The 18017-nt window shown below is 51.4% G+C and carries 15 protein-coding genes; 7 read left to right on the top strand and 8 right to left on the bottom strand.

Going from position 1 to position 18017, the window contains the following annotated elements:
- Positions 1-147 precede the first annotated feature (147 nt).
- The 3 genes from ACQ4M4_RS22765 to ACQ4M4_RS22755 form a co-directional block, all read right to left on the bottom strand.
- Complete coding sequence (locus ACQ4M4_RS22765) at positions 148-1881, bottom strand: ribulose bisphosphate carboxylase small subunit (RefSeq protein ID WP_430686764.1); 1734 nt, start codon at positions 1879-1881, stop codon at positions 148-150.
- 268 nt (positions 1882-2149) lie between these two features.
- Positions 2150-2452, bottom strand: coding sequence for a EutN/CcmL family microcompartment protein (locus ACQ4M4_RS22760; protein ID WP_430686763.1), 303 nt, complete (start codon positions 2450-2452; stop codon positions 2150-2152).
- A 22-nt stretch (positions 2453-2474) separates the two neighbouring features.
- Complete coding sequence (locus tag ACQ4M4_RS22755) at positions 2475-2816, bottom strand: carbon dioxide-concentrating mechanism protein CcmK (RefSeq protein WP_068507759.1); 342 nt, start codon at positions 2814-2816, stop codon at positions 2475-2477.
- Positions 2817-4274: 1458 nt separating this feature from the next.
- On the opposite strand from ACQ4M4_RS22755, the gene ACQ4M4_RS22750 reads away from it, so the two are divergent.
- The 6 genes from ACQ4M4_RS22750 (at position 4275) to ACQ4M4_RS22725 (ending at position 10684) form a co-directional block, all read left to right on the top strand.
- Complete coding sequence (locus ACQ4M4_RS22750; protein WP_430686762.1) at positions 4275-6107, top strand: NAD(P)H-quinone oxidoreductase subunit F; 1833 nt, start codon at positions 4275-4277, stop codon at positions 6105-6107.
- A gap of 60 nt (positions 6108-6167) precedes the next feature.
- On the top strand, positions 6168-7766 hold the full coding sequence (locus tag ACQ4M4_RS22745; protein ID WP_430686761.1) for an NADH-quinone oxidoreductase subunit M: 1599 nt from the start codon (positions 6168-6170) through the stop codon (positions 7764-7766).
- A 1-nt stretch (position 7767) separates the two neighbouring features.
- Positions 7768-8904 carry a CO2 hydration protein gene (locus ACQ4M4_RS22740; protein WP_430686760.1) on the top strand — a complete coding sequence of 379 codons (1137 nt, stop codon included), beginning with the start codon at positions 7768-7770 and terminating at the stop codon, positions 8902-8904.
- A 156-nt stretch (positions 8905-9060) separates the two neighbouring features.
- Positions 9061-9309, top strand: coding sequence for a 30S ribosomal protein S16 (gene rpsP / locus ACQ4M4_RS22735; RefSeq protein WP_430686759.1), 249 nt, complete (start codon positions 9061-9063; stop codon positions 9307-9309).
- 7 nt (positions 9310-9316) lie between these two features.
- Entirely contained in the window at positions 9317-9709 is a 393-nt protein-coding gene (locus ACQ4M4_RS22730; protein WP_430686758.1) for a KH domain-containing protein, read from the top strand.
- Positions 9710-9730: 21 nt separating this feature from the next.
- A complete protein-coding gene (locus ACQ4M4_RS22725; RefSeq protein ID WP_430686757.1) occupies positions 9731-10684 on the top strand; it encodes a PhoH family protein in 954 nt (317 codons plus the stop codon).
- Positions 10685-10708: 24 nt separating this feature from the next.
- Here the strand turns inward: ACQ4M4_RS22725 and ACQ4M4_RS22720 are convergent, their stop codons facing one another.
- From ACQ4M4_RS22720 to ACQ4M4_RS22700, 5 genes are all read right to left on the bottom strand, one after another.
- Positions 10709-11884 carry an AI-2E family transporter gene (locus ACQ4M4_RS22720; protein ID WP_430686756.1) on the bottom strand — a complete coding sequence of 392 codons (1176 nt, stop codon included), beginning with the start codon at positions 11882-11884 and terminating at the stop codon, positions 10709-10711.
- A 546-nt stretch (positions 11885-12430) separates the two neighbouring features.
- Positions 12431-13711: a phosphopyruvate hydratase gene (gene eno / locus ACQ4M4_RS22715; protein ID WP_430686755.1), complete on the bottom strand. Its 1281-nt coding sequence runs from the start codon at positions 13709-13711 to the stop codon at positions 12431-12433.
- A 395-nt stretch (positions 13712-14106) separates the two neighbouring features.
- Positions 14107-14841, bottom strand: a complete 735-nt coding sequence (nfi, locus tag ACQ4M4_RS22710) for a deoxyribonuclease V (RefSeq protein WP_430686754.1) — start codon at positions 14839-14841, stop codon at positions 14107-14109.
- Positions 14842-14938: 97 nt separating this feature from the next.
- A complete protein-coding gene (locus ACQ4M4_RS22705; protein ID WP_430686753.1) occupies positions 14939-15451 on the bottom strand; it encodes a hypothetical protein in 513 nt (170 codons plus the stop codon).
- Positions 15452-15720: 269 nt separating this feature from the next.
- Positions 15721-16269 carry a peptidoglycan-binding domain-containing protein gene (locus ACQ4M4_RS22700; protein WP_430686752.1) on the bottom strand — a complete coding sequence of 183 codons (549 nt, stop codon included), beginning with the start codon at positions 16267-16269 and terminating at the stop codon, positions 15721-15723.
- Positions 16270-16777: 508 nt separating this feature from the next.
- Between ACQ4M4_RS22700 and ACQ4M4_RS22695 the strand changes: the two genes are divergently transcribed.
- Positions 16778-17839 (top strand): glucokinase, encoded by a 1062-nt coding sequence (locus ACQ4M4_RS22695; RefSeq protein WP_430686751.1) that lies wholly within the window; start codon positions 16778-16780, stop codon positions 17837-17839.
- Positions 17840-18017: the final 178 nt, after the last annotated feature.

Here is an 18017-nt window from a genome sequence, read left to right as displayed (position 1 = left end):
GCATTCCCTCAAAACTTAAGTCCAAAAGACGAAAATTGTAAAATTCTTAGAGAGGTGAACAGGTGTTGCCTATTCACCTCTTGAGTTTTACGAGCGCTCTATCCCTTGACAGGTCTATTGCTGACAGCTCTGTTGCAGCTACTGCAATTAAGGGCGCTGAATGATCACTTCCGTGACCCGACGTTTTGATCGGGTATCAATGCCATATAGCTTCACATATTCCCCAGCATTCTCGTGCAGGCACCGTTCTAAAGCGGCCAGCACATCCGAATCGCGTGAACCGTCGATCGTGCCACAGCTCTTCCAACTACTGGTTTGAAAACGACGCGCATCGGCATGTTCGGCTGCCACTTTGTAGCCCTGCGACAGCAATTGGCGCACCTGCTGAACAACATCAGCGCTTAAGCTGCCTCGGGCTGAGCTGCTAGGAGCGGGAGCCGAATAGCTAGAGCTGCTTGATGAATAGTTGCTGGAAGGGGCCGAATGGCTCGATGCAGCGGACCCATTGTGAGATCCATTGGGCCGCTGAATGATGACCTCGGTAACCCGACGCTTTTGCTTTGGATCAATCCCAAACATGCGAACGTACTCGCCAGCATGTTCAGCCAAGCAAGATTCTAATGCAGACAGCACTTCGGTATCGCGGCTAGCTTGAATTGGCGAGCAGCTATACCAGGAGCTGGTTTGGAATCGGCGCGCATCGGCGTGCTCGGTGCCAATGTGGTAGCCCTGAGCGATCAGGCGGCGAACGTGGTCGGTGATCTCTCCCGACAAGCTGCCACGATTGGAGGTTCTAGCCGGAGTGTCATAGCTAGAAGAGCTGCCGCCATAGCTAGAAGAGCTGCCGCCATAGTTAGAAGAGCTGCTGCTGTAGTTAGAAGAGCTGCTGCTGTAGCTGGATTGAGAAGATGATCCGCTGGATGCGCGATCGCCCGGGCGCTGCACAATCAATTCTCCTACGCGCACCTTTTGCTTGGGATCAATGCCAAACACACGCACATACTCTCCGGCATGCTCAGCAACACACGCTTCCAGAGCTGACAGCACATCTTGTTCGCGATTCGATTGCATTGGCGAACAGCTATGCCAAGAATTCGTCTGAAAACGACGAGCACTGACATGCTCGGTACCAATGCGATATCCCTGAGCCAAAAGGCGGCGCACATGATCGACAACTTCCGGGTTCAAACGCATATTTACCATCTCTGGATTGTGAGTAGAAGGACTAGAGGGTTTTAGATTGCCGACAGACGGCGTAGAACTAGACTCAGCAGAACTGGAAGGCGATCGCATTTCTGCACCTTGAACCCCAGCACGGAGCATTGTACCCACACCCACCACATGGGTCGCAAAATGCACATCAACCGATTGCACATCGGGCAACCGATCGGCCTGTTGCTGAGTCGTAATGACTGAACCGGACGGAACAAACTTGCCAGCGGGGATCTCAACATCCTGAATCAGGACATGCATCATGACAATGCAGCCCTGGCCAATACGGGCGTTGAACACCGTGGATCGAAACCCAATAAAGCAGTCATCGCCAATATAGGCTGGCCCATGCACCAGCGCCATGTGGGCGATCGCTGTATTCTTGCCAATCCAAACCGAGTAAGGCTGCTGATCATCACCAAGCACACGTCCCTGAGGCAACCCATGGATGACAGCCCCATCCTGAACGTTGCTTCCGTCTCCAAGATAAAACGGCGTACCTTCGTCCGCTCGAATTGATGTGCCTGGAGCAATCAGCGCATTCGCGCCAATATAAACCTCTCCAGCCACACTCGAAAATGAGTGAACATAAGCAGATTCGTGAATTTGGGGCTGTGCCAAATCCTTAGACCAAACTGCAGGCGGAGCAGCAGTGCCTAGAGCTACCATGAACGCACGTCTCCTAATCAAGCTGACAACCTGCTGCCATCGCGAGCATTGTTCTTGAACCTTCGTTGCAGAACGGAGATTGCAAGCCCCTGCTAAGCGCGATCGCGTGGAGTTCAGCTATGTCGTTATTTCAACCATAAACAAAGGGGAAACAAAGATTGGAACGCCGCCAGGATCATACGGCTTCCTACTTTCGCTTCCCCACATCATTCAGATTTTGGCGATCCGGTGCGATCGCCTTTGCAACTTGCTCTTCCCTACATCAGCTCTAGCGATCCTGATCGCGCTTACTGTAAAGAAGACGATTGTCAACGCTGACGGTGTCGATAATACCAACCACCAGCGCATCGAGTGGACGTTGATCGGTACCTGGCGATTGGCGGGCAGCGCTGCCACGGCTCACCAGAACCCACTCATCAAGACCTGCGCCAACACTGTCAGCAGCGACCTCAAACTCCTGGCGTAAGTTTCCTTGCTCATCTACAAATTGGAGCAATAAGAACTTAGTCCCGGTGAGGCTGGGTTCTTTGTGAGTGCTAACAACAGTCCCGCAAACTTTAGCAATTTGCATCAGATTAGTAAGTAGTTAAAGCCTACGGGCGGTTAACAGGACGGATACCGCTTACGCTCTCACGAAACGCTTCAACCGCTTCGGTGTAGCGGATGGGCAGCACATATTCCAAGTTCTCGTGAGGACGAGCAATGATGTGAGTCGATAGCACCTGCCCACCGTTCACCCGCTTCACGTTCTCAATACCAGCGGCGACCGAAGCTTGAACTTCGGAAACATCGCCCCGAACGATGACGGTGACACGGCCCGAACCAATCTTTTCGTAGCCCACCAAAGTCACCCGAGCTGCCTTTACCATCGCGTCCGCTGCTTCAACAACGGCCGGAAAGCCCAGGGTTTCTACCATTCCAACTGCAATTGCCATGTTCGTTTCCCTTCCAAAATGTCAGAATCTGATCGTCATGTCACAACGGACGCCATGCACGTGCCGAGCACGAGCATCTTCGCTATTCAATCCCTTAATAGGATGAATTACTGTAAAAGTTGTGCCGAGAAATTATCACCGAAACGATCAAAAGGCCAACCAGCCTTTGCATCATGCCAAAGCGTCCGCTTCGATCAATAAATGGCAGTCGAGTCTCTTAATTTAAGAATTAAATTGAGTCGAAGATAACTCAAGAGACGAATGAAGCAGGTAAAACTTCTATCACAACAGAAAAAGCGTGTAGCTAGCACACTTTGACCATGTTTTCTCGTGACACCAATTCATTGAGTGGAGATAACTTCACTATGCACAACAGCGCTAAAAAGCACGTGTTCATCATTTTGAACTGTAGCTTTATAGCGAATCACCTTAGAATTCCCAGTTATAAGAATACTAGGCTTGCGTAATCTTTGACAATATAAACCAAAGTGATTGTTTTTATGATCTATATAAGCCCGTGTTATGCTGTGGTGTTTTTGTCTGGGCGCTGTTTAGGGTTTAGCAGCGATCGCCCTACCTGAGAATGGCACAGTAAGAGACCCACTTAAAATAAATTTCAGTATTACGGGGCTGTTTGATGATTCAAGGTTGCGTGGTGTACTAGCGATCGGTTGTTGGCGATCGCTAGCGAGTGTGAACCAACAGCGGTTTGCTGAGTATTCATCTGTGCAGCTCAATCGCTTCGAAGCTTTGCCAATTCTTTGCCTCTGTAAAAAAACGTTTGTAAATTTGTCTTTCGGCTAGATGGACGTTTGGGGAAATACAATGTTTCGGGTTTCGGCTCTCTACAAAAACGATTCGCTGGGGCATTAAAACGGTTAGGCTCTGCTAATTGCTATCCCGTTTGTCTACTACTTCCATCTATGTGCAACAGAGGAATTGAAATTGTTTCTGCAAAAGATGCAAGCATTTCAACACTACTCGGTATGCAAAGATGATTTGAAATTTCGCCTTAGATCCAAACCTGGTATTTGTCACTTCAATCAGTGCTTTTGTCAAAAAATATAAAGATTGTTTTCAGGCTATGAAGAAAGCTTTTTCCTGAGCCATAAAACTTAGCTTTTGCCGAAGAAATAAAATCTGTCTTGGCCTAGCATATATGTTCTTTCATTTTGTATTACAGGTGCCAATAAGTATGTCCTTTGGTTAAAAAATGTGAGCTTCAAGGTGCTATATTCTAGTCAGAAAGGGGTTTGTAAACATTCTGGTTTTCGGTCGCAGGCCGTGTAGGTTGGCGATCGCATTTGGGCAACTGTCTCGGAGTTCATCGTAGTTGGGTGAAGCGAGTTTTCTTGCAGACTCTGGTTTCGATCACGCAGCTTTCGGTGCCGAGGTAGGAGCGTTCTGCAAGCGTTCTTTGGTTTTTTATGTCGTTCGATTGGGAAGGACGAAGCGCTGATGACTCAGTTTCTTGTTGAAACGAGCTGGTGGGTCCCCGCGTACGGGCTGTTAGGGGCCATACTTACATTGCCGTGGTCGGTTGGGTTGGTTCGCCGAACAGGGCCTCGTCCAGCGGCTTACTTCAATATTTTTATGACGGTTGTCGCTTTGCTGCATAGCGTGGTGCTGCTTGTGGATTTGTGGCAGCTCCCATCCCAGCACATTGATGTCCCGTGGTTGAACGTGATGGATCTCAACCTGTACCTGTCGATGGAGCTCTCGCGGGTGAGCTTGGGTGCAGCCGTACTGGTTACGGGTCTTAGTTTGCTGGCGCAAGTTTTTGCTTTGGGCTATCTAGAGAAAGATTGGGCTTTGGCGCGCTTCTACGCCTTGATGGGCTTTTTTGAGGGTGCAATGAGCGGTTTGGCTTTGAGCGACTCGATGTTCTTTAGCTATGCGCTGCTCGAAATGCTGACCCTATCAACTTATTTGCTGGTGGGGTTTTGGTATGCGCAGCCTCTGGTCGTTACTGCAGCCCGCGATGCGTTCTTGACGAAGCGGGTGGGCGATCTTTTTTTGCTGATGGGGGTGGTTGGCGTATCGGCGATCGCAGGTACCCTCGACTTTGCGGAATTAACCGCTTGGTCAAAAACCGCAGACATCGCTCCGCTCACGGCAGCACTGCTGGGCTTAGCGTTAATTGCTGGCCCAATTGGTAAGTGCGCCCAGTTCCCACTAAATTTGTGGCTTGATGAGGCCATGGAAGGGCCGAACCCAGCTTCAATTTTGCGCAACTCGGTTGTGGTGGCTTGTGGCGCTTATTTTTTGATTCGCATGCAGCCGATTCTGTCGCTGTCGCCGATTACGTTGACAACGCTCATGGCAATTGGAGCCATCACGGCCATTGGAGCATCTCTAGTGGCGATCGCTCAAGTTGACTTGAAGCGAGCCCTTTCCCATTCCACAAGCGCTTATCTTGGCCTTGTATTTCTAGCCGTTGGGATGCAGCAAGACGAGGTTGCCTTGCTGTTTCTCTTTGTGCATGCGATCGGCAAAGCCTTGCTGTTTATGAGCATTGGCTCCGTCATTCTGACCACGAGTACTCAAGATTTAACTGAGTTGGGCGGCCTTTCGTCTCGCATGCCTGCCACAACCACTGCGTTTGTTGTTGGGGGAATTTCCACAATCGGCCTTGTTCCATTCGGTAGCTTTTGGGCTATGCAGCAGTGGGCTGATCAGGTGTCTGTTGGCTCGGCTGGTTTGTTGATCATCCTTCTTCTGGTCAATGGGCTAACGGCATTTAACCTGACTCGCGTCTTCGGGCTTGTGTTTGCCGGAAATCCAAAAGCCAAGACTCGTCGTGCTCCTGAGTCACCATGGCCATTAGCTTTACCCATGGTCTCGCTGACGATTACGAATCTGCTGGTTCCAGTCATGCTGTGGCAATGGGGACTGCTGCCAGCGTTTGCTTCCATCACCAGCTTGCCCTCACTGCTCGTCATCGCCTCGACGCTTTTGGGTCTTGGATTGGGAAGTTTCGTCTACCTTAATCCCAATCTCACCCATCCAGTCGGTATTGGCTGGAAACCTTTGCAAGACATCTTGGCACAAGACTTTAGAACGGATCAGCTCTACCGGATTACGGTTGTGTTTGCGGTTCATCAAGGCTCTCGCTTGGCTGCATGGTTCGATCGATACATCGTCGATGGCATGGTGAACCTGATGGGTGTTGTGTCCATCTTTAGCGGAGAGAGTTTGAAATATACGATTTCTGGACAGTCTCGCCACTATTTGCTCACCCTTTTGGTTGGTGTTGTTTTAGGAATCGCTTCTTTGGGTTGGTTGTTCTAGCGTCGGCTGCTAGTTGCCTTTTTCTGCCGAACCTGCCTGCTGTAAGTTACTGGATGCAAGATGCTGAGTGTTCTGATTTGGTTGCCATTGCTTGGTGCACTGCTGATTAGCTGCCTGCCTGGTTCTGTCATGACCCCTGTTCGCAGTCGCCAGGTTGCGTTGGTTATTGCAGCTGTGGTTTTGGGCTGGACGGGCTATATCATGGCTCAGTTTGATCCAGCCTTACCCGGGTTGCAATTTCGAGAATCGCTAGCGTGGATCGACTCATTGGGGATGTCTTATCAGGTCGGTGTTGACGGGCTATCGTTGCCGCTCGTTGCGATGAATAGCCTGCTGATTTGGATAGCGGTTTACTGTAGCGATGTCAATGTAACTCGTCCTCGCCTTTACTACGCACTGATGATGGTGCTGGCATCGGGGGTTGCAGGGGCTTTCTTAGCGCAGAATTTACTCCTCTTCTTTTTGTTCTACGAAGTGGAGCTCATTCCGCTATACCTGATGATTGCGATTTGGGGTGGCGCTAGACGTGGATACGCAGCCACAAAGTTCTTGATTTATACTGCCATTTCAGGGGCTTTAATTCTGGCGGCGTTTTTTGGTTTAGCGCTGCTGAGTGGCATCTTTAGCTTTGACTATGAGCTGTTGCAAGGGCAGGCGTTGCCGATGGGGGCTCAGCTAACGCTGTTGGTCACGTTGCTGATTGGTTTTGGCATTAAGGTTCCTATCTTTCCATTACACACCTGGTTGCCCGATGCTCACGTTGAGGCTCCGACACCAACATCAGTCCTGCTGGCAGGCGTGTTGCTAAAGCTGGGAACGTATGGGTTACTCCGATTTGGACTGGGTTTGTTCCCCGAGGCATGGCATGTGCTAGCGCCAGCTTTGGCTGTACTCGCTGTGGTGAATGTGCTTTATGGCTCATTTGTGGCGATCGCCCAAACCGATATGAAAAAGATCGTGGCCTATAGCTCGATCGGGCATATGGGTTACATCATTTTGGCTGCTGCCGTGGCAACCCCACTCAGTTTGGTGGGCACTGTAGCTCAAATGGTCAGCCATGGCTTGATTTCGGCATTGCTGTTCCTTCTGGTGGGGGTTGTTTATTCCAAGACGGGCACTCGAGATGTTGAGGTTTTGCGAGGACTCCTGAATCCAGAGAGAGGGTTGCCTCTTATCGGCAGCCTGATGGTGGTTGGAGCGATGGCCAGCGCCGGGATTCCGGGAATGGTTGGCTTTATTGCCGAGTTCATCGTCTATCGCAGCAGCCTGCCTGTCTTTCCGGTAGAAACCCTGCTATGCATGATTGGAACAGCATTAACGGCCGTCTATTTCGTGAACTTGATCAATCGTGCCTTCTTTGGTCGCTTGCCGGAAGCCTTGGCGAATTTGCCTGCAATTTATTGGAAAGACCGAATTCCGGCAATTATCGTCGTGTTGCTGGTGATCTTTTTGGGAATTCAGCCCAACTGGTTGACTCGTTGGACGGAGCAAACAACCTTGGCGTTGGCTCCTGCTGTGGCTGCTGACGTGACGGTTGTGCAGACACTGCGATCTCAGGCTCCAGCTTTGGCGATGCCTACAACCTCCTCTAATCCAGAATTTGATACGGTTGCGACGTCGCTGACTTTTGCCCCTTCTAGCACTCTATCCAAGCGGTAACATGGCAACTCTTATTTCCTCACAACCCAAAGCGGCTGCGATCGCCAGCCTGGTTGATCGCCTAGAAGCAGGTGGTGCGCTGCTTCCTGAATCTGCTGACAACCTGATTGAAGTGGTTGGCGTCCTCAAAAGCTATGGGGTGGTTCTTGATGCCTACTGGCAAAACCTCATCTATATTTCAGAAAACCAGTTTCTGGTTCTGTTTCCGTTCTTTAAGTATTTGAATGGAGAAGTTACGCTTCAGCGCTTGTTCAAACATTGGTGGCATGATCGCATTAACTATGAGTTTGCTGAGTACTGTATGAAAGCCATGTTTTGGCATGGTGGTGGTGGTCTAGACACTTACCTGGATACTCCGCAGTTTTCTGAGTTGGCCACGGCTGCTATTCGAGCAAAGCTGAAGGGCAACCTGCTAATGCAGGGAGTAAATGCTCTTTTCCCTGGCTTCTTACTCGAACAAATTCGCCAGTTAGCTTATTACAGCGGCTTGGGCCAGTTTTGGCGAGTGATGAGCAAGATGTTTCTTGACTTGTCCGACCGATATGATCGCGGTGAAATTCGAGCGATCGCCGATGTCGTTGATCACGTAAAGACTGGCTTGGTGAATGCTGCCGCCATGCCGATTACCTATGCGGTTGAAATTCACGGCAAAACGTTTGACATTATCCCCCAATCGGCGGGGCTAACGTTTTTGATGGATACGGCTGTACCCTATGTCGAAGCGGTGTTTTTGCGCTCGTTTCCCTTCTTTGGCACAGTTTCTTACAACGCCCAAGCTCAGCAAATTTCGTCCGATCAGGCTAAGTTTAACTATGGAGCCCTTTTTGCAGATCCATTGCCAATTGGTGGGGCAGGAATTCCTCCCACCCTGCTGATGCAAGATATGACCCATTACATTCCTGACTATTTGCATGCGCTGTATGCTCGGGGCCTACGGGGCGAAGACGACCTACGCGTCAAAATTTGCTTGAGTTTTCAAAAATCGATGTTTTGTGTGACAACTGCCGCTGTTTTGGGGCTGATGCCCTATGCGCCAGATACCAACTCGCCCGCTGAGCGGCAAGCCAATCGCGAGCATTTGGAGGCGTGGGTGAAGCGTTTGCAAGACTCTCAATTGCTTTCAGTGCAATCTTCTTGAGTAGGCTTACTCCCCAAGGCAAGAATAGGGGTATGCGATCGCAGGTTGCTCAAGCATGAGCTTACAGTTTTGTGTTATGATTCACCTTCGGGCGCAACAGTGCACAGGCGAACAGCAGGGCGCTAGTTATTGATTTAAGGAGCAATTAATTCAGGCATGGTTAAGCTGCGTTTGAAGCGTTACGGAAAGAAATTTGAGGCAAGCTACCGCATCATCGCGATTCACAGCACGACTCGTCGCGATGCTCGCCCCCTCGAAGAGCTAGGTTATTACAATCCCCGGACGGATGAGGTTCGCCTTGACACCGATGCCATTGTGCGTCGTCTGAAGCAAGGCGCACAGCCAACCGATACGGTGCGTCGCATTTTTGAAAAAGCGAATGTATACGAGCAGCTAAAAGCCTAGGTGAGCAGTGTCCGACTCAGCAGCCACTGAAATACAGCCTTTGACCAACAACCTGCCAGATTTTGAAAAGCTGGTTAGATATTTGGTGACTCCATTTTTGGAGTCACCAGATTCGTTGAAGATTGATTGCGAAGTTTTGCCACGCTCATCTCGCGTTATTTTGCGGATTGCCTTTGAAGGCGAAGATAAGGGCCGAGTGTTTGGTCGTGGTGGCCGCAATATTCAGGCCGTGAGAACGGTATTGCAGGCGATCGCTCAACTCCATCAATGTTCTGTGCATTTGGATGTGTATGGGGCACCGTCTGGTGGACGCGATGCCGATCAGGGTGGTGGCCATCGCTCAGAGCGGCGATCCGAGCCTCGGCGATCGCCTCCTCGTCCCAATCCATCTCGCCGCTAAACTCACTCAGTGTGACCCCGTATGGGACAGGCGTTTACGATTTCGTTGCCCAGCGCCGAGAGTGCGATCGCTCTTGCTGGCACTCAAGAAGAAAATTTAAAGCAAATTGCTCGCTTAACTGGAGCAGGATTGGTGCTTCGGGGGCAAGACCTGATGGTTTCTGGGACGGAATCACAGGTTCAGCAAGTCTCCAAATTAGTGCGATCGCTTGAGCCATACTGGAGCCAAGGCAAAACAATCACCAGCGTTGACGTTCTCACAGCTCGCCATGCGCTAGATACGCGTCGTGAAGATGAGCTTCAAGGGCTGCAGCGAGATGTTTTAGCCCGAACTCGTCGAGGCGAAGATGTTCGTGCCAAAACATTTCGACAAAGACAATATATTCAAGCAATTCGAGATCACGATCTCACCTTCTGTATTGGCCCCGCCGGTACCGGGAAAACCTATCTTGCTGCGGTGTTAGCCGTGCAGGCTTTACTTGCTGGAGAGTACGAACGCCTGATTTTGACGCGTCCAGCTGTAGAAGCAGGAGAGCGTTTAGGATTTTTGCCAGGGGACTTGCAGCAGAAAATTGATCCCTACCTGCGGCCGCTTTATGATGCACTCTACGAACTGGTAGAGCCAGAAAAAATTTCTAGCTTAATGGAGCGCGGCATTATCGAAGTTGCTCCTCTGGCTTATATGCGCGGACGAACCCTCAGCCATGCCTTCGTCATTTTAGATGAAGCTCAAAACACGACCCCTGCTCAAATGAAGATGGCGCTCACGCGTCTGGGGTTTCGTTCGCGCATGGTTGTGACCGGAGATGTCACCCAAACTGACTTACCCTCTCACCAGGAATCAGGCTTGGGGATTGCGCTGAAAATCTTGCAGAAGGTGGAAGGTATTGCCATCTGCCAGTTAACGAAAGCGGATGTGGTCCGCCATCCGCTAGTGCAGCGGATTGTAGCCGCTTACGAAAATCACGATGTATAGCTGCTTTACCGGGGTGTAGCAGCTTTATCGGGGCTTGGTTTCTCCGCTACTAGCGGGCTTTTTGGGTTCTTCAGGATGGTCTGCAGCGGCTGTATACACAACCGCATCCGTTGTTGGATCGGTGGTAGTGGACTCAACGGGGGCTTCGGCGACCTCTGCTTGCGAAGCAGGATAGGTCGCCAAGTTCCAGCGATCCATCACGTCCTTAATCAACACTTCTCGCAAAATAATGCGAACAATGATGAGGAGAGGAATGGCTAATAAGAGACCCAAAAAACCAAAAAAGGATGCAAAGGCCAACTGAGCCAGAAGGGTGAATGCAGGAGGGAGAGAGACCTGATGTCCCATCACGATCGGAACCAGTAAGTATTGCTCTAACTGCTGCATGAGGAAGTAGGCAATGATCACGGCACCTGCTTTCCATGGCGCATCGAGTAGGGCGATCGCCGTAGGGGCAATAGTGCTGAGAATGGGGCCTACATTGGGAACTGCTTCTAATAGGCCAGACAGCAGCGCATTTGCAAACGCAAGCCGCACTCCCAAAACCGCCAAAATAATGCCGCTGGTAATCCCAATAACGGCCATGTTGATGAGTGTGCCAATGATCCAACCGACTAAATCGGCTTCGCACAGGGTCAAGATTTCATCCACCCGCCGACGATAAAACGAAGGCATGAGCCGAACCATGCCCTGTCGATAGGTCGTGGGATCGAGCGCAAACATAATGGTGAGTACGACAATAAACAGCGTACTCAGCGTAATGTTGAAAAAGCCTGAAAACAGGCGGAAAAAGTTATTGACTAGGGTAGAAGCTAGCGGCTGTAGCTGCTCAATAAGGCTGTCCACCGTTGGAATATACTGAGAGGCCCCGCCTGGCAAGTTGCGGGTGACTCCATTGAGCCATAGCTCCAACTGGCGAAACCCTTCGGGAACGAGTTGAGTGAGCTGTTGCAACTGAGATAAAAAGGGCGGAACAATAATTGCTGTTGAAAGAATAACAAAGGCGAAGGTGCCGCCAATTGAGAGCAAAATTGCAAAGCCCCGTTTCACACCACTGCGCTGGAGTCGCTTGGCCAAGCGATTGACGGCGGTAGCAAAAATGACAGCGACAAACAGCAACAAAAGCAGCTGCCGAATTTCCCACAAAATCAGCAGAGATAGCACTAGCGCGACTAGCCCTATCCACTGTGCGAAGCCCATACTAGCCGGTCTCAACGATCGCGCCTCCCAATGATTTCACCCGTGGAATTCACAGCCATGTTTCACATTGTGGGTCGTGGTGGTGGAGTAGAGCGTTGGCTCTTGCCCTACAACACCCATTCCCCATTTAAAACAGCACCAGAACTCACATCCCTGTATTAAATCCTGATCTGAAAAACTCTGAATACGATTTGATTGGGTTCTGCCTTTTGGTTCGTAATCTGGTTATATCGTGTCTCTTTCGTCGTGCTACATAATCTTTTGAAAACGTGGCCTAGGGTCGATGTGGTTGGGCCTGTTTCACGGTCTGCTGTCAGCACCTCTCACAGAACCCACACGATTGTGTTCAATCGACTTCCTGTATGGATGGCTTTTTAAAGCATGAATCGTTGTGCGGCTCCACTGCGCAATGCTTCATGCAGGAGGGGCTAAGTGCTCAAGTCTTGGAGGGTAAAGCGGCAACAGGATGCCTGAATGGAGCCAAGGAGGGCCAAGTCAGACATCCTGCTGGGTTGGGTAGGGAGCCGTTAGCTTGAGACGAATAGACTACTTAACGATGGTTTTGCCAGCGTAGCGGGCTGCACTGCCCAGCTCTTCTTCAATACGGAGGAGCTGGTTGTACTTGGAGAGGCGTTCGCCACGGCAGGGTGCGCCTGTTTTGATTTGCCCCGATGCGGTAGCCACGGATAGGTCAGCGATGAAATCGTCGGGGGTTTCGCCAGAGCGGTGGCTCACCATGTAGGTGTAGCCAGCATTGCGTGAGTCGGCGATCGCATTCAAGGTTTCTGTAATGGAGCCAATTTGGTTGACTTTGACCAGGGTGCTGTTGCCGACCCCATCGGCGATCGCTTGTTTGATGATTTTGGGATTGGTCACAAAGGCATCGTCACCCACCAGTTGAATGCGACTGCCCAACCGTTGCGTGAGCTGCTTCCAGCCATCCCAATCCTTTTCGCCCAAGCCATCTTCAATCGAGAAAATGGGGAATTGGCTGACCCAGCTATCCCACAGGTCGATCATGTCGGCTGCGGATTTGCGGCTGTTGTCGGACTTGAAGAACAAATAGCTACCATCTTCTTGATACAGCTCGCTCACGGCAGGGTCGAGTGCCAGCATCACATCATCACCGGGTTTCAGCCCAGCCTTTTCAATACCAGTCAAAATTAGCTCTATGGCTTCAATGTTGGCCTTGAGGTCGGGGGCAAAGCCGCCCTCATCGCCTACACCCGTGCTGTAGCCTTTCCCTTTTAGGATGGACTTGAGCGCGTGGTAGACTTCGGCGCCCATTTGCAGCGAGTCGCGGAAGCTGGGGGCTCCAACAGGCGCGATCATAAATTCCTGAAAGTCCACGCTGTTGTCGGCGTGCATGCCGCCATTGAGGATGTTGAAGCAGGGAACTGGCAGCAGATTGGCATCGGCCCCACCCAAGTATCGGTAAAGCGACACACCTTTGGAAACAGCCGCTGCCCGAGCAACCGCCATGGAGACGCCTAGAATCGCGTTGGCTCCCAGGGTCTTTTTGTACTCGGTGCCATCTAGCTCCAACATTTTGTTGTCAACGGCGGTTTGATCGGTGGCATCCATGCCAACCAGGGCTGTGGCGATCGCCCCTTTCACATTTTCCACCGCTTTTAATACACCCTTGCCACCGTAGCGGCTGGCATCTCCATCTCGCAGCTCTAGGGCTTCACGGCTCCCGGTTGAGGCACCCGACGGCACGGCCGCCCGACCCTTGCTGCCGTCTGCCAAGGCAACATCCACTTCAACAGTCGGATTCCCACGAGAATCTAAAATTTCTCTGGCATGAATGGACGCGATCGCCGCCATATTCTTCTACTCCCCAATTGGCACGCTCTAGTTGCTATCGATTGAAACCGACAATCCATCACAGACAGCTTCAGCTTCGCACGCGTTTTACTTACGTTTAATGTACGGCAGTGCGTTCTGTGGTCATGTATTGCTTGCCACTTCAATCATCTTCAATCAAATAGGTACTATCTCATATCGCGCACCCATTTGAGCAACGGGAGTGCGATCGCACGGTATCAGTTCCACAACGAATGGCTGAAATCGGGCAAAACCGTATCTCCAGATACGATTTTGTCGATCCAATGCTGGGGTGAATCGTTCAATTACCCGAGTTTCGGTCATCCCCATTTCCTCATTTTGGTAGGCGCATCGGGCACGCAAAAATGGGCACTTCAGCTTATCCCGAACTGATGCTAAATCTGGTCGGGGGATATGAGTGAGAGCTGAGTCTCGGTTGCTGCCGACGGAACGGATGGCTGATCGGGGGCTGGCCCAGAGGCCAGCTTGTGAGCGTGGCGGGTCGTTTCTGGAAGGCGATATTTGGTAGTGCAGCGCAGGACAAAGGCGATCGCCGTTTCCAGGCTGATGCGGTGTCCTGGTGAAATATAGAGTGGTTTGGTGCCCTGACGCGTGCGCAAAACGGCTCCAATCGTTGCGTTATGGTGAATGAGGGGAACCCATTCTCCTTTGCTTTCTGGAACTGCGGCATGTTTGCCCACCAAGAGCGACTTGCCAACCCCCACGGCGGGCAAATTGGTGAGTAAGCCTACATGGCAAGCAATACCAAATCGCCTGGGATGAGCCGTGCCCTGGCCATCGCACAGCAGTAAATCAGGCGTGACCTGAAGTTGCTCCAGAGCTTGCAGCACGGTGGGCACCTCCCGAAAGGACAGCAACCCTGGAATGTAGGGAAACTCGGTGGGACGACGAGCGATCGCCCATTCGTGCAGCGTGAGCTCAGGAAAGCGAAGCACCGCTACAGCCGCTCGTGTCGTTGCACCCTGGTCTTCAAATCCCACGTCGATCCCAGCGACATAGCGAACATCGCCAACATCATCAGTTGTAATGATGTGATGACATAGCTGCTTTTGTAGCGCGATCGCAGCTTGGGGCTCCAGATTCCACGGATGAAGGTGCTGTAACTGCATGGCTTGCTGCTCCCTCAGATCTCGTCTCTAGCCTAAGGCGATCGCCCGTTGTTGCCCTCCATCGCAAGCAAGGACTGTCCCAAGAATGCATTGCCACCTATTGCAGCTTCGATAACCCATCCAAATCAAACCGTTGCAGCCAAGCCCGCCGATCTTGAGGCGTAAAGGATGAGTCTTTCGTCACCACTTTAACCTGGTAGCGATCGCCCACTAGCATTCCCGTTTGGTTGCGGCCAATATCAGCCACCGGATACCCAGCCAGCGACTCACTGCTGTTGGTATAGCGATCGGTCGATTCCGGTACACTCACGGTGTCATTAATAGACAGGGTGGCAATTTCTTGGCCCTGGCGCTCTAGCTTGGCTTGGGCAAAGCCTTGTTTCTCTTGAGTGAAAACAACGTTGTACCCATCGCCATCGGTTGGAAAAAACTGATTGAACTCGCCACCGCGTTGGGCATCGTCCGAAACGGCCGACGAACCCCGCTGGCTTGTTTCTTCTTTAACCTGATCGTAGGAAGATGGTTCCGAATCGGCGCAGCCCGCAGCCGTGAAGAACAAGAGCGATAGCGCGAAGGCTGGTAGAGTTTTGCGCCACATGAGAGACAGCATCTTCAACTCCTTAAAACAGATAGGACTTACGCAGTGTGGTGATGGAGCGCAGGGATCGTCCAGCAGCCATCCCCAAAAATCCCTCAAAACTTGACACAACGTGCCCCTGTCCTAAGGAATGGCTAAACAGGAATTTGTCGCGTACGCCTAACAAAATAACGTAATTGCCTACGGTTGAGGATGCTCTGCTGGAGATAATTCACAATACGATCTGTCTCAACGAGCTGCTGAAACGAACTGCCGAAGCGAACTGCCGAAAGCGAACCGGGCTAGCGCGAGCGGCGCGGTATGGACTTAAACCATTTGCGGCGAGGGGCCGAAGGGGGATCAATCGGCTGTCCGGCGCGGAGCAGCGTCCAGGTAATGGGATGGACAATGCCGTCATCGCGCAGATGGTGCGATCGCTGAAACTGCTTTACAGCTTCCTCGGTAGCTGGGTCAAAATACCCCGAGCGCCGCAGGTTAAATCCCATCACCTGAAGCAAACCCTGGAGTTCGTATACATCCATGCCGCGATGCCCCAACCGCAGCGATCGCGCCCCAGGTTTCACCATTTTGGTCAGCACATACCAAGTTTGGGAGCCAACCACACCATCAATGCGTAATCCGCTGTCAGCCTGAAAAGCCCGCACGGCTGCCTCAGTCTTCCAGCCAAAATCTTGATCAACCCGCACTTCGTACCCGTGAGCGCATAGAAGCTCCTGTAGATCGGCAACCGCCTCACCCATTTCCCATGGGCACAGCACCGGATAAGAGTGAACCGGCTCTTGTAGCGGTGCTATATCGGCCGACTCGTCACGAGTAAAAGGTTCCATCATGGGCACAGAAAAAAAACGCAGAGACCAGCAGGTGATGCGCCAAACCTAACTCGAGGAAGTTTCTTTGGTCTGTTATAAATCTGATCCAACACCAACGACTCTATCCAAAAGTATGCCGCTGAAACGAGGTTCCATCAACGACATTAAGGTTGTGATCGCATCGCATGCACGGCACCTTATCGAACATGGGGTGGGATCATTGGTTGCGGACATGACCATCCTCAAGGAATGCACCCAGGCAGCGTGTGGAATGCTCACTAAGGCAGATTTCGCCCGGAATTGCCTAAAAATCAGCCAAAAGGAATCATGAAGGAATCAGAACTAGACTGATGATTCATCGATAATGCCCTAGAAAAATCAGCCCTTGCAGCATTTCTGGAATGACAGGAAGGATGAATAATAGTGAAGGTGGTACGCAGGTTGGCGAGCAAATGCCTAATTCTGCACCTGTGTTTGGTTCAATACACCACATTTTCCACTGCTGGCGATTCACCCCCAACCCACACTAATGACAACCTTACTTGCTGGAGATATTGGCGGTACCAAGACGATTTTGCGCTTGGTGCAAGCCGAACTCAAAACCAAAAGCAATCAATTTCCGCGCTTGACTCCGCTGTACGAGCAAACCTATGCCAGCCGAGAATTTAGCAACTTGGTGCCGATGGTGCATCGGTTTATGACCGAGGCCAAGGCGACCCTAGACACGTCCCACGAGCCCGAGAAAGCTTGCTTTGGGATTGCTGGCCCGGTGGTGAACAATACGTCGGAGTTGACCAATTTGGGGTGGTCGCTGCATGCGAACGACTTGGGCCAAATGCTGCAAATTCCCAAGGTCAGCCTGATCAACGATTTTGCTGCGGTGGGCTATGGGGTGTTGGGGCTAGAGCCAGATGACATCTATACCCTACAGGATGGAGAACCCCAAGCCGATGCCCCGGTGGCCATTATTGGCGCTGGAACTGGGTTAGGGCAGGGATTTTTGATTCCCCATGAACAGGGTTACCGGACCTATGCCAGTGAAGGGGGCCATGCCGATTTTGCCCCGCGCTCGGAGGTGGAATTTCAGCTGTTGAAATATCTGCGCGATCGCTACAATATTGACCGTATCTCGGTGGAACGGGTGGTCTCAGGCATGGGAATCGTGGCAATCTACCAATTTTTGCGCGATCGCCATGCTGCCGATGAATCCCCCCGCATGGCCGACATTTACCGCATGTGGCAAAGCGAAATTGGACAGGAGAATAAAACCGTTGACTTGGCCGCCGAAATTTCTCAAGCCGCCCACAACGAAACAGACTTCTTGAGCCAAGAAACGATGAAGCTGTTTGTCGATGCCTACGGAGCTGAAGCGGGCAATTTGGCACTCAAACTATTGCCCTATGGGGGGCTCTACATTGCAGGCGGTATCGCCACCAAAAACTTGAAACTGCTGCAAGAAGGCACCTTTTTGCGATCGTTTTTGCAGAAAGGTCGGGTTAGCCCGTTAATGAAAAATATTCCTGTGCACGTTGTGCTGAACCCCAGAGTGGGGTTGATTGGGGCTGCCGTTTATGCCACGCGGTTGACCTAATCTGCCGCCACCCCCACCAAACTGACCCTAGCCAATCTAATGATCGCTAATGACTGAATGATCGCTAATGACTGAGCGACATTTGAAACTGAAAAAGCCTTGGAACTGAATGGTTCCAAGGCTTTCAAAAATTAAGTGAGATTGGGTGGGCTGATGGATGCCCTGGCTTTTAAACCAT

It is taken from the genome of Leptolyngbya sp. AN02str, assembly GCF_050565595.1.
In the GTDB taxonomy this organism is placed as follows: Bacteria; Cyanobacteriota; Cyanobacteriia; order Elainellales; family Elainellaceae; genus Kaiparowitsia.
The sequence above is the reverse complement of the archived record's forward strand: the minus strand, read 5'-3'. Positions and strand labels throughout refer to the sequence as shown.